Annotated in this window: 12 protein-coding genes; 7 read left to right on the top strand and 5 right to left on the bottom strand. The window is 57.4% G+C overall.

Translation table 11 applies throughout. From position 1 onward, the window contains the following. Nucleotide 1 precedes the first annotated feature (1 nt). On the bottom strand, nt 2-889 hold the full coding sequence (locus NE851_RS27805; protein ID WP_097542023.1) for a DUF6030 family protein: 888 nt from the start codon (nt 887-889) through the stop codon (nt 2-4). A 514-nt stretch (nt 890-1,403) separates the two neighbouring features. Here NE851_RS27805 and NE851_RS27800 point away from each other — a divergent pair. From NE851_RS27800 to NE851_RS27770, 7 genes are all read left to right on the top strand, one after another. After that, nucleotides 1,404-2,096: a class I SAM-dependent methyltransferase gene (locus NE851_RS27800; RefSeq protein ID WP_245433173.1), complete on the top strand. Its 693-nt coding sequence runs from the start codon at nt 1,404-1,406 to the stop codon at nt 2,094-2,096. Nucleotides 2,097-2,267: 171 nt separating this feature from the next. Then, a complete protein-coding gene (locus tag NE851_RS27795; protein WP_028758131.1) occupies nt 2,268-2,693 on the top strand; it encodes a helix-turn-helix domain-containing protein in 426 nt (141 codons plus the stop codon). A 9-nt stretch (nt 2,694-2,702) separates the two neighbouring features. Next, on the top strand, nt 2,703-4,547 hold the full coding sequence (locus NE851_RS27790) for a peptide antibiotic resistance protein (protein WP_097542024.1): 1,845 nt from the start codon (nt 2,703-2,705) through the stop codon (nt 4,545-4,547). Nucleotides 4,548-4,567: 20 nt separating this feature from the next. After that, entirely contained in the window at nt 4,568-4,780 is a 213-nt protein-coding gene (locus tag NE851_RS27785; RefSeq protein WP_028758129.1) for a hypothetical protein, read from the top strand. Between the two features lie 42 nt (nt 4,781-4,822). Beyond that, a complete protein-coding gene (locus tag NE851_RS27780; protein ID WP_047611507.1) occupies nt 4,823-5,995 on the top strand; it encodes a YcaO-like family protein in 1,173 nt (390 codons plus the stop codon). After that, complete coding sequence (locus tag NE851_RS27775; RefSeq protein WP_097542025.1) at nt 5,992-6,699, top strand: TfuA-like protein; 708 nt, start codon at nt 5,992-5,994, stop codon at nt 6,697-6,699. The genes NE851_RS27780 and NE851_RS27775 overlap by 4 nt, the downstream gene beginning before the upstream one ends. Nucleotides 6,700-6,801: 102 nt before the next feature. Further along, entirely contained in the window at nt 6,802-7,050 is a 249-nt protein-coding gene (locus NE851_RS27770; RefSeq protein ID WP_028758126.1) for a hypothetical protein, read from the top strand. Between the two features lie 407 nt (nt 7,051-7,457). Here the strand turns inward: NE851_RS27770 and NE851_RS27765 are convergent, their stop codons facing one another. The 4 genes from NE851_RS27765 to NE851_RS27750 all read right to left on the bottom strand — a co-directional run bounded on the left by NE851_RS27765 (nt 7,458) and on the right by NE851_RS27750 (nt 12,884). Further along, nucleotides 7,458-7,664: a hypothetical protein gene (locus tag NE851_RS27765; RefSeq protein WP_028758125.1), complete on the bottom strand. Its 207-nt coding sequence runs from the start codon at nt 7,662-7,664 to the stop codon at nt 7,458-7,460. Nucleotides 7,665-8,954: 1,290 nt separating this feature from the next. Next, nucleotides 8,955-10,079, bottom strand: coding sequence for a glycosyltransferase family 2 protein (locus NE851_RS27760; RefSeq protein WP_097542026.1), 1,125 nt, complete (start codon nt 10,077-10,079; stop codon nt 8,955-8,957). Then, nucleotides 10,076-11,818, bottom strand: a complete 1,743-nt coding sequence (locus NE851_RS27755; protein WP_097542027.1) for an ABC transporter ATP-binding protein — start codon at nt 11,816-11,818, stop codon at nt 10,076-10,078. Before NE851_RS27755 ends, NE851_RS27760 begins: the two co-directional genes overlap by 4 nt. Continuing rightward, entirely contained in the window at nt 11,811-12,884 is a 1,074-nt protein-coding gene (locus NE851_RS27750; protein ID WP_097542365.1) for a glycosyltransferase family 2 protein, read from the bottom strand. The genes NE851_RS27755 and NE851_RS27750 overlap by 8 nt, the downstream gene beginning before the upstream one ends. Nucleotides 12,885-12,886: the final 2 nt, after the last annotated feature.

The raw sequence follows: 12,886 nt of genomic DNA, 5'->3' as shown, positions 1-12,886 counted from the left end.
GCTAATGCGGATGCTCACGGCTCTCTGCCGGCGCCTCGGGATCGGGTGGCGTGGAGACCGATTCCGGTTGCTCGCTGCCGATCTCGGCTGCGGGGTCTGGCGATGGAAGCCATATTTTGCTCGAAAAGTAATTTCTCGTTCTTTTCTGAGGTCCTGAAGTGGCATCCAACGACAGTGTAAAATTATAATTCCCGGGATTGAGCACCTCGCGGGTGAAGCTGATGCTCGCTCCGAAGCCGTCTTCCTTGATGTCCTTCAGATTCTTGATCGCGTCGAGCGTCTCGTGAAAATCGAGCCATTGTGGCTGCCGCAGCATGATTTGGAAGATTTGCAGAATGCCGGGGTCGAGCTGGCCATTTTGATCCGTCTCGGGATTGATGATTTTCACGCGCATATTGTTGATCGTGCCAGCGGCGTCACCCCGAACGATCACAAAGATAGAGTTCGGGAGCTGGTCCTTCTGTCGCTTGCCGCTGTGCTCAAAAAAGCATTCGAACGTATCGGCGTTGAAGCTCGCCGCCGCCCAATCGCTGGTTTCTATACCGGCATCGCGCAGCGCCGCGCACATTGCGGCGCCGGATATCCGCCATGTCCGTAGAAAAGTCGACGCGGTCTGCGCCGCCGGTGGTTCGATGAGATGCACGGGAAGCGTGAAGGTGACAGGTGGTTTCGGGCGGGGAAGGGCTTTGGGCGGAGGCCTAACCTCAGGAGGAAAGAGATCGTAGCCAAAATAATGGCCGACCGTCTTCAAGTGTTTCATGTCGTTGGAAAGAAGCACCGTTCCCATGATTAGCGAGAGGGAAATCGTCAGCAGCAACCAGAAGACCACGGGAACCCGCGGTTTCCCCAACGGCTGTTTCGCATATGCGGACGACGAATTATCGGGCAAGCTTGTCTTCTCCGGCACGCGAGAAGGGTTTCGATCGGCTGTCTAAATCAAGCAGTATACATTCATCCGTTAAATATCTTTGGCTTCGTGTCGGCAATTGGGCACTTTAAGGGCCGGCATCAGGGGAGGGCTGCAGATTTCGGCAGGGACGCTTCAACACCGTCACACGCGACAATCTCCAATGCAGCCCTGCAATTGCAGGGATGGATACCAGGATGACCTCGAAGCGATTGTATCGTTTTGTTTTCTTGGCAACCCCACGGATTTTTAGCGTTATTTCGGATGTTGGGCGTTTATTTATGTATAATCTAGTTTAAGTAAATAATACTTACAATTGTTTTTGCCTATTCTGCGTTGTAAATTCCTTTATCGCGTATAGGTTTTGTTTTTTATTATAAAACTTTAGATTATAATTTGACTATTATTATTGTCTGTCGGTTGCTGGTCAGGTTTAATCAAATTTTCGACGTATTCCTGGATAGGGTCTACCGCGCAATCGCCGAGGGGGAGGGGCATGTCCGTCGAGCTAGATGCAACCACCTATATTCACGCCAAGCCGACAACCGCGCATTCCTACATCTTGCCTTCCGTGCTCGACGTGCTCGAGAGCCATTTCGAAGGTTCTGCAGAAAACGACGTCTTTGATTTGGGATGTGGCACCGGCGGCGCAGCAGCGGCTCTTGCGCGACATGGGTATTATGTCGTCGGCGTCGATCCTTCCAGCGACGGCATCGCCAAGGCCAATGTCAATTATCCCGACCTGCCGTTGAATGTCGGCTCGGCCTATGACGACCTTTCCAGGGAATATGGCACATTCAATGCCCTGATCAGCCTTGAGGTGGTGGAGCATGTCTACGATCCGAAGGCATTCATCTCGACGGTGTACGATCTCGTGAAGCCGGGCGGTATCGCAGTCATGTCGACGCCCTATCATGGTTACCTGAAGAATCTTGCCCTGGCTGCGCTGGGGAAAATGGACGACCATTTCATGCCGTTGAAGGAACATGGTCATATCAAGTTCTGGTCGAAAAGCACATTGAGCACGCTGCTGCTGGATGCCGGCTTCGACAATATTCGTTTTGAATATGTCGGAAGGATTCCTGTTTTCGCCAAGTCGATGATCGCCGTCGCTCAAAAACCTCTTTGGCGGCGGCGTCGCAGTGGCGCATCTCCCAGAGAGCATTCGTTCCCGCGAAATGGGCGATAGAGCGCAGCGCATATCCGCGCCAAGCGGCGCCCGCTGTAATAATCCACAGGTTGTTTTTTACTGTGTGTGATGCTGAAAAAAATCCTTACGAAATATTTACTTTTAGTTGCATTCTTGCTTAAACTCTCCATTATACAGCTGGCGTGCTGATAAAGCGGGAGACTTATTCACATGAAGGCTAAATCGCCGAATTCTATCGACGTCTATGTTGGCAATCGCGTGAGAGTTCGGCGAAAGACGCTCGGGATGACCCAGCACGGTTTGGCCGAACTTCTGGGCATTACCTTCCAGCAGATCCAGAAATACGAAAAGGGAACGAATAGAATCGGCGCCAGCCGTCTTCAGCGCATATCCGAGATTCTTCGCGTGCCCGTCGGCTTTTTCTTCGAGAACGGCGGCGCTGGACCGATCGAGGGCGAGACGAGCGAGTTGAACAAGTTTTTGTCCTCGAAGGAGGGGCTGGCGCTCAACAAGGCGTTCATCGCCATCGAGGACCCGAATATCCGGCAAAAGCTGGTAGCATTGGCCAAAAGCCTGGCGGTCGCGGGATTGACTGACATCGACGGTGAGTTGCAGGATCCGGTTGTGAACGGCTGAAGGTGCACCTTGCTTCATTTGCAGACGTTCGGCGATCTACGGTTGATCGACGCGAATGGCGAACCGGTTCGCTATCCGATCAAGGGCCTGTTGATGATGGCCCATCTCTACGCGGGTGCGAGCCATGAGCTCAGCCGGTATGAATTGGCGCAGTTTCTATGGAGCGATGTCGAAGCCGAACTGGCGCGGCTCAATCTGCGCAAACTGATTTCCCGCATCCGCGAGACGGACGGCGGGCGGGCCGAAATACCCTTCGATTTCACCGCCACCACGGTTCGCCTCAACACGCAGGCGGTTTCCAGCGATCTGGATGTCTTTCGCACCGCCGGTCCGCCGCTGGAGCGGCTGAATGCGATCGCCGAACTGACCCAGCGCGGCTTCATCGGAAATATCAAACCAGCGACAAAGCTAATAGATACCTGGATGAGGGCGCAACGGGACGCTCAGGCGCTGCAACTGCGGCAAGCATTGCTGGATGCGCTGCCTGATGTAGAGAAGTCGGGGGCTGCGCGCATCATTTCGAGCGCCGCTCTGCAGATCCTCGAACGGGATCCGAACGACGAGCAGGTCCGAGCCTTTCTGCAACAGCTATCGGGCGGTTCATCGTTCGGCGAGAGATTGCCAAGCGGCAATGGTCCTGCAAGGGTGGAGGTGAAGCGCGCTGAGACCGGTGGCGCGACCTCTGCCGATATCGAACGCGCATCGCTGCCGCTGATCCTGCCTCGGCTGGTGTTGCTTCCCCCGACTTCGAAACACGCAGATGCCGGGCTGGCGCTTGCGAGCGCCCTGATCGAAGACGTCACGATCGAACTCTGCGCGCTTCGAAATATTTCCATCGTTGCACCGCATACGGCCGGACAAATCCGCCGGGATTCCGAGAAGGCGACCGTCGTCGCCCGCCATTCGATCGCCTATCTCCTGGATACGCGGTTCTCCGACGAAGGATTGTTCGCGCAGCTGATTTACTTCCCCACGGACGAGATCATCTGGGCCCATCGCTTTGTGATGACGCCTGATACGCTGCCCCGGCAGAGACGGCTGATCGCGCAGCAGTTGACCTTGTCGGTGGCCCGCGAACTGGCTGAAAAGGAGGAAGAGCGCTTACGCTTCGAAGCCAACCCTGAGGCCTATCACGCTTATCTCGTCGGCTCGAGCCTGATGAGCAAGCTAACATTGCCGCATATCCGCCGGGCACGGAAGGCTTTCAAGCAGTCGCTGTCGCATAAGGCGGATTTCTCTCCATCGTTTACCGGGCTGGCGAGAACCTTCACCAGCGAATGGCTTGTGACGGCGCAGGGGAATAATGAGCTGCTGCATCTGGCAGAGCAGAATGCGCTTCGGGCGATCGAGCGGGATCCGGCATCGGCGGCGGGCCATCGCGAGCTTGGCGTCACCAAACTCTATCTCGGCGATGTCGATGCCAGCGTCGCCGCACTTCATCTGGCGGAGGAGCTCAGCCCGCATTTTGCCGACGTCATCTACAGCCATGCCGACACGCTCGTGCATGCATCCCGTCCGGGCGATGCGCTCGCCAAGATCCAGAGAGCGATTTCGCTCAATCCGATCGCGCCTGATGCCTATCTCTGGTGTGCTGCGGGAGCGAGCTTCTTTCTGGAACAGTACGAGGAGGCCATTGCCTATGTCGAGGCGATGAAAGACAAAGCGCCGGCCCATCGCATCGCTGCGGCCAGTTGCGCAATGATCGGCGATCGAAAACGGGCGCTCTTCCATCGGCAGCGCGCCGAGAGCATCAACCCGGTGTTCGACGTCGAGAAGTGGCTCGCCATCGTTCCCTTCAAGGAGCAATGGCAAAAGGAGCTTTATCGGGAGGGCCTGTTGAGGGCTGGTTTTTAACAATCACTTAGGGGCATTACATGGCAAAGGCAGTCATTATTGGAATACCCGGCGAAGCAGGTCTCTGGCTCGCCGACCTCGATGCGGGCACGGTCAAGCCTCTCAATCCGACGGGGGATTTGGCAACCGCAAACGGCCTACGCAAAGCCGGCGGTACATTCGTAAAGAACGTCGACCTCGGCGTCGCCGTTTCGTCGGCGCAGGTCGCCCTTTCCGGTCACGTCGACGGCTGAGCCGGCATTCTGACGCACCGGTCGATATATTCCGATAGAAGCATGTCGCCGCGGGAAACTCTTTCCCGCGTCGAACCTCTTTTGGCCAGGTTCGGCATTACCAGGGTCGCGCGACATACCGGGCTGGATGACACCGGAATCCCCGTCTGGTGCGCATACGCCCCGAATTCGCGGTCGATCGTGATTGCCCAGGGAAAGGGCCTGACCGATCTCGACGCCAAAGTATCCACCGTCATGGAAGCGCTCGAGCGGGCGGTTGCGGGCGAACCCTCCGTCGATCTCGTCCGCGGCACTGCTTCCCGTCTGCAGGCGATGGGGCACAAGGCCGAAACGCTGAACTGCCTGACCGCTCTTCATAAATCCGATCTCGGATCGGACGAGGAGACTGAATGGGTTGCCGGCGTTAATATCCTCACCGGCGATGAGGTTTATATCCCTTTTGAAGCGGTGGTGCTCGACCGGACACGCGACGCGCGATACTGGATGTCTTCGGACGGTCTGGCATCGGGAAACAATATCGAGGAGGCGATCCTTCACGGCGTCCTGGAGCGCATCGAGCGTGATGCCCATGTGCTGTGGCAGGTGAGCGGGGAAGCGGATCGTTATGCCGGCTGCGTCGATCCCCGCGGCTTTGAGGATGGCGCCCTGGACGGGCTGATCGACAAGATCGAAGCATCGGGATTGGCACTGAAGCTCTTCGATATCACCAGCGATATCGGCATCCCCTGTTTCACAGCCACGCTAGGCCCGCGGGATATTGGCGGCGACAGGGACATTCGCCTTGTCGAGGTCACCGGCGGCGCCGGTGCGCATCCGTCTCCCGTGCGCGCGGCCATTCGGGCGGTGACGGAGGCCGTGCAGTCCCGGCTGACCTATATCAGCGGAGCCAGGGACGATATTACCCCTGCAACTTTCTCAAGATCGTTGCCGCCGCTGATGCGGCGGGCCTTCGATGCTGTTGCCGCACCGCCTGTTGCCGCCATCGGCAGCGGTGGGGAGGCCGGATCTCGGCAATGGGATCTGGCGCAGCTGCTGCAGCACGTGCTCGATGCGCTGCGACAGAGGCAGATCGCTTCGGTGATTGCCGTGCGCCTCAGCGAGGAGGCGCTTCCCTTCAGTGTCGTCAAGGTTGTCATCCCCGAACTTGAAAATCCGGAGGGCGCGCGCGCCCGGCGGTTTGGAACGCGGGCGCTTGCCAGGGCGATAGGCTTTTGAAGATCATTTTCGCAGGCCCCAGTCTTCCCGATGCGACGTCGCTGGCCGGCGAGGGGATCCGCGTCATGCCGCCTGCCACGCAAGGCGATGTCCTGGCTCAGGTGGAGCAGGGCGCCAATGTCATCGGCCTGATCGACGGCGGCTTCGAATATGCCGCGCCGGTCTGGCACAAGGAAATTCTCCATGCTCTTTCGCTGGGCGTCGCGGTTCTCGGGGCGGCAAGCATGGGCGCGTTGCGGGCTGCCGAATGCCATTCGTTCGGCATGGTCGGGATCGGTCGCATTTTCGACGATTATCGCAGCGGCCGGTTGGTTGACGATGCCGCCGTCGCACTTACGCATGCGCCAAGCGCGCTTGGCAGCAAGGCGCTGACGGTGCCCCTCGTCAATGTCAGCGCAACGCTCGATGCGATGGAGGATGGCGGACTGCTGGCAAGCGGGTTGCGCCGGGAGCTCGACGATGCCGCAGGCGCGATCTTTTTCAAGAAACGGACATGGCGGGCGATCGTCGAGCAATGCGCAGGGCTGACCGAACCGGATCGTCCGCGACTGTTGGCGGCCCTTCTGTCGAATGCCGTCGATCAAAAGCGCATCGATGCCTTGGCATTGCTGAAAGCCGTGCAGGAGGCGCGCGACAGTCGTTCGAATGCCGATCTGCCCTGGACACTGCACGAAACCCCGTTCCGGACACGCCCAGCATTGTGAATCGAAGATGACGATGGTCACCGGGGGTTGTGTCACGCTTTTTTCACGGGCTCGATCACGTTTGCGCGCGTATCATGCCTTCAATTCGTTGGAGAAATGGGCATGGGCGTGACATCGGTTGTCAAGATAGACGCAGACCAAGGGGCGGAAGACGGTCTGGAGGAGCTTGTCGCATTGGCGCGAATGATTGCCTATGCGCGACAGGTCGCTCAGGATGTCAAACTGCAATTCGCAACGAATTGCCTCGACCTGGCGCTCGAGGCCGTCAAGCAGGAGGTGGGGGAGGGTTTGACCAGGGAACTGGCTGAATTGAGTTCTCCGGTTCCGCAAGTGAGTGTGAGAAGTCATTAGTACGGCGCGTCCGATCGGACGGGCTGAAGAAACTCCACCGCTTCAAACCCGCGCATAACCCCGAAAATCGGCTTCGATTTTCGGGGTTATTTCTTGCGCTTGCGCAACCGGGCAATCGTCAATCGAACGGAGCCGCTTGTTTCAACCGCCGTGAGGCAACGCGCTGAAGCCGACGCCCGGTACGGGCCCATGGTTCGGCGCTTAATGTCGATTTTAGGTTGGGGAAGGCCGGCTCGTTTCCGGCCGCTGGCGCTTGGTTTAGAAGCTGTTCGATATCCATCTCACGGATGGCTTCGAAGCGAGGGGTAAGCGCTTTCGCTGACGTTGCCTCCCGGCAGGGAAGCGGCGGCGATTTCGGGTTTCACTTGTGCTCTGGACATCGGCCGCTTGCCGGCCGATCCCTGCTTTCAGTGGGTCAAATTGCGCTTCTGAGCCAGCAGCAAAATGTAATCGTCGGCAATGTCTGCGATGGCCATTGCCACTTCCGCCGGATCGCATCCGTCGACCTTGGTATTTGCAATGAACTGATAGACCGCCTTCTCGATCTGCTTCCGGCAGATCATCACGCGCTCATCGTAACCAAATTCCGGAATCTGCGATGCTATATCACTCATCAGGTCGGCTCCCTCACTACTTACAGTGACCATGACACAAATTATAAGTTGAGCAAGCAAATGCTTTATGAACGGTTAATTCGCTGCCGAGGTGAGACCATTTCGACACAGGTTAAGCATGTCGTCGAGGATCCGGCGTATTGAAACAGGGGTTTTTGACTACGCTCGGGCATATCTATTGTTTCGTTTCGGGACACTCGCCAAAGACGGCCGATGCTTCCTACGTCGCGGATTTTGCGTCGGTATTTCAAGCGGCGAGGGCGAGCCCATATGCCGACGTTCGAAATGATAGAGCGAATGTTGCTGGCCGGGTTTGTCGGTTCAACCCGCGGAAATCTATTAAAAATGTATATTTATCAATATGTTGCCTTTTGCTTGGTCGTATGGCTTTGTATCGGCAAGTTTCCGAGGCGCGGCCATCCCCGAATTTTGGACCATCGGCTGTCGTAACCTCACCAGCAATACCGGCAGGTTGTGGGAGATGTTGAGAATTCGAAGCGGACATCGCTTTCGGCAGATTTTCCGGTTCCAAAGTAAAGCTAAAGCCGACATCGGTGAACATGAAATGTACCGAATAGACTGAGATGGCCAATTTACGAAAGAAATTCAAATTTATCAAAAGGTAAAATTATGGATTTCAAATAATGGTTGTATTTAAGTATCAATTGCAAAAAGATATAGGGCTTCTATTACAATAGTCTCAGGATGCATTATTCTTGATGAGTTTTGCGATACTTATAAAGTTCTATCTGGTGATGACATCAGATTGATGAAGACTGTTTCGCCTCCGAAAATATCCTGAAATCGATTGAGGCCTCGGTTAGAATATCGACCAAGGAGAGCCGGCGCTTCGACATTTGCCGCTGCGGGAGTTTCGCGTCGGGCCGATCTCAATGGGGCAATATCGTCACCCCCCACTCCGATCCACGGCTTTGATGCAGCCATTACAGCGATCGTATTTGCGGCAACCTGCCATCAGGCAAAGTTGAGGACCCGTCGGGGTGGGTGACGGGTCCTCTGGTAGGAATGTTTGCACAGTGCGCGGCTATGATGACAGTTAAATTTGATATTGTCACAGATCATTATTGGGATGATTGTTATTTTTATAGATTAATTGTTTTTTACTGACGGTAATTCTGCTTTGAAATCGAGCTTTCGAATATGGAATGACGAGATATTCAGAGGCAGATGGAGGTGTTATTTGTCAAAGCTTTAGACATTTGACAATGCTCGATCCTTGGCGCGATATGGGCGCCGAGCCAAAGGCGCCAGAGCTAATAGCCGACAGGCTCAGGCGTCCTGCGGCGAGGTCGCCGGCGAGCATTCGCCAGACCGGTCGATCTCCGACAAGCGCCTGAGCAATGCCTTGGTTCTAAAGCGCGACCAACCGCCGACCAATGGGATAAGCGGGTCTATCTCATCGAATTTCCCGAAATTCTTTTGCTTTGGTTGCCTGGCCGGCCAGGCTTTGGACAAGGCCCTGCGTGCGGCCCTGTTGGCTTTTGACAGGATCAATTTGACTATGACGCCGGAAGCAAGCAGTGGACTATGATGATAAATCTGTTTGAGCGAGGCAGCGGCGCTGGGCCAATCTTTCAAAGCGGCAAATTTTGAAAATGCATAAAGATGCGCCGATGCGCGGGCGCAGCTGACGACAAAGGCCGGAAGTGTCGGATTACGGGCAATACACTGCTCGCTCACAGCGAGAAGGGATCGCGCCATACGCGATCTATCGGCAGACATGGCTTCGGAGTGAACACGATATCCCACCAGCCCCAACGGCACCGTCTCGATCTTGAAATGCTCGGCAGTGCGAAGTTCGAAATCGAAATCCTCGCACCCTCCAATCCCCTGTCTTGCGTAACTTGGATCGTAGCCGCCGATCTTGTCGATGACGGCGCGGCGAACCATGAAACCGCTGCCATTGCCGACGAAGCGGAATACGAGATGACGGCTGAGAATGGAGTCCCGGGCGCTCAGCGACGAGCCGGATTTCGTGCAATATCCCTCAGGATCAATGAAGCGGTGCAGAGAATAGACCGCGCCCCAGCTGTCCGGCAGGCGATGGAGCGCCGAAAGCATTCTTTCGATATAGGTCGGATGCCAGATGTCATCGGCATCGAGGAAAGCGATATAGGGGGAGTTCGATGCCTGAATCCCGGTGTTGCGGGCGGCAGCGACGCCGTGGTTTTCCGTCGACAGAATCCGGATCCTTGGATCTCCATCGGCGAAGCGGCGACAGATGGAAGCGGTATCGTCCGTCGAGCCGTCGTCGATGATGACGATCTCCAGCGTCTTGTGGGTCTGGTCGACGACCGACTGCAGCGTCTCGGCAAGGTAGGAGCTGGCGTTATAGGCAGGAACGATCACCGCCACTGGAATGTTGGATGTGGTTGGCATCTCCATCACCGTCACCCGAGCTTGGATGTGAGTGCGGGCGGACGCAGATCGATCCGGTTCTTCATCAGCCTGGCCACAGCCGGCCGATGGCTGACGACGATCAGCGTTCTGCCCGCGTCTTCTCTCATCGCCGAAAATACCCGCATCTCGGTGTCTTCGTCGAGCGCGCTCGTGGCTTCGTCCAAAAGCAGGATCTGGGGCCGGCCGGCGAGCGCGCGCGCCAGGCCGATGCGCTGCCTCTGTCCGCCCGAAAGCCGGATCGCCTCGTCGCCCAGCCATTCATCGAAGCCATAGGGCAGATCTTCGATGAACTCCGTGGCGCACGCCACATCGGCGGCCCAGCGGATATCCTCGTCCGGGATATCGCGACGAAACCGGATGTTGTCGAGGACCGTGCCCTCCATCAGTTCGACATCCTGGCCGGACACGGAGAGCAGTTGCAGCCAGCTGGAGCGGTCGATGCTTGTCAGATCCCGGCCGTCGACCGTGATCACGCCTTGGGTCGGTCGGTTGAGATCGAGGATCATGTTGAGGATGGTCGTCTTGCCGGAGCCGCTTGGCCCGGTCAGAGCCGTCGTCTCGCCTGCCCTGATCGCAAAGCTCAGATCGTGAACCGCTGGCGCGTTCGAGCGCTCGTAGGCGAAGGAGACATTGTGAAAGACGATCGCCTCGGCCAGGCGGGTGACCTTCTCCCCTTGCTTGATGTCATCCTTTTCGGCAAGCAGCGCCAGGACGTTCTGCAGCGAGGCTTCCATCTCGTAAAGGCTGAGGATCTGCGAGTCGAAGCCCTTGATATGCGGCTGAAGCCGGTAGAGAAGGATGGTGGCCGAGAGTGCGGCCTTGAAATCGACCGGCAGGAATTCCGAAGACAGGATGATCGTCAGGATGACCCCGAAGGTCAGGATTTCGCTCAGAAGCGAGGTCGTCGCTCCCATCCAGTCCGACCGGCGCCAGGTCTGACCGACCTCCCTGGAAAGCGTCTCGAAGAGCTGCTGGTGGCGCTTCTCCAGGCCGAAGCTTTTGACAGCCTTCAACGTCTGCAGCGTTGTCCAGCTCAGCTGCGTCAAGGCTTCGACCGCGGCCAGGGCGGAGGTGCCGAGACGGCGGTAGGCGCCGGCGAAGAACCCCAATGCGAAATTATGGATGAAGCCGAAGGCGAGCCCGAGCAAGGCAATCGGCCAGGCCATGACCAGCATGCCGACGCCGAAGATCACGATCGTGCCGAAATTGACCCCCAGTCGAACGAGGCTGGCATGGGCCGACGACACCGCGTAGGATTCGGTGGCGATGACATTGATCAGGTCGCTGCGCTCATAATCCTGAAAGCGCTGGAAGGGCATGGTCAGGACCTTGGCGTAGAGGCGGTCCCGCATGCGGTCGCTGATCCGATGGTTGACGGCGCTTGCAATCAGCGAATTGGCGCATCCGAGAAGAATCCGGAACAGGATCGAGCCGATCAGGATGCCGATGAGCACAGGCTTGGAAAGACTGAGGTCGATGCCGCCGAAAAACGCCGGAAGCCATGCGACGGCGCTGCCGGCAACCGGGCCTTCCTGCCCGAGAAGAAAGACGAGGCTAACCAGAAAGGTGATCCCGACCATTTCCGAGAACCCCGTGAGAATGCCCAGGACGATCATCACCGTCATCTTGAGCCGCAGCGAGGGGACGAGTTGGCGAAGCTCGCGAAATCTTGCCGCGACCACCAGATAGGCGCCTGTCGGTTTAGCGGAAGCTGGTTTTCGAAACCTATTCATGGCCGACCGTCCGTGAAGAGGTCGGGCTGATCGCCTGCTCGGCGGGCACGGTCGTGAAACGATCGCTGAATGCCGTTCCGGCTTGCGGAATCTCCGCGGCGAAGCGTTTCGTTGGCCGGGCGGGCTTTCCAAGGACATGCCTTGCCATACGGATGCCCTGGCGTTTCGTCTGGCGCCAGCCCTGCTGCATGCCATGGCGGATCAGCTGCGGGATGTATTTTTTTGCCATCATCGGCGTGAGTTTGCCGACTTGCGCATAATCGGCGCCGAGAAGGGCCTTGTTGAAATACCAGCGCGCTGTGTTGAATTGGGCTGCCCGGATATCCCGCGCAAGCTGCGGATAACGCGCGATGATCGGGGCCATCACCAGGCTATGTGACTTCAGCATCCGGTAGGCGTTGCTGGACATGTTGCCCCTGGTGAAGCGATAGCCGGTGAGGAAATCGGGAACCAGGGCGAAGGGCAGGATCTCGGCGAGCGCCAGATAAAGCTTCAGATCCTCACAGCCTTCGGCGCCATTGTCGCGCAGGCCGGCGTCATAGCCGCCGCAGCGAAGGATCTCCGCCCGCGGCATTAGGGGCGTGCTGCCATTGCCGATGAAGTTTTCCCGCAGCAGCGGCTCGAAGATATTCCCCTCATGCAGGACCGGCCGTGAATGGCCGAAAATAATGCCGTTCTCGTCGATCGCCGCATACCAATTGTAGACGACCCCGTGTCCGCCGGGCAATGTCCTCAGCGCCTGAAGCTGGCGCTCGATCTTCTCGGGATGCCACACATCATCGGCATCGACGGGAGCGATATAGGGGCCGCGTGCCTCCCTTATGCCGTGGTTGCGCGCGCGTGCAACCCCGCCATTGTTCTGGCGGAGAACCCGGATACGGCGGTCGCTCAGGCCATAATCGCTCGCAAGTTCGAAGGTCCCATCCCGCGATCCGTCGTCGACCACCAGGATTTCGAGCTTGTCATAGGACTGGGCAGAGACGCTTCGCAATGTTTCGGCAAGCGTCCTCTCGGCATTGTAAGCCGGTATGACGACGGTGATGAGAGGGGCGGCTGCGCCTGATATTG

The organism is Rhizobium anhuiense bv. trifolii (assembly GCF_024346605.1).
GTDB classification, from domain to species: domain Bacteria; phylum Pseudomonadota; class Alphaproteobacteria; order Rhizobiales; family Rhizobiaceae; genus Rhizobium; species Rhizobium anhuiense.
This window is presented reverse-complemented; position numbering and strand designations above follow the sequence as displayed.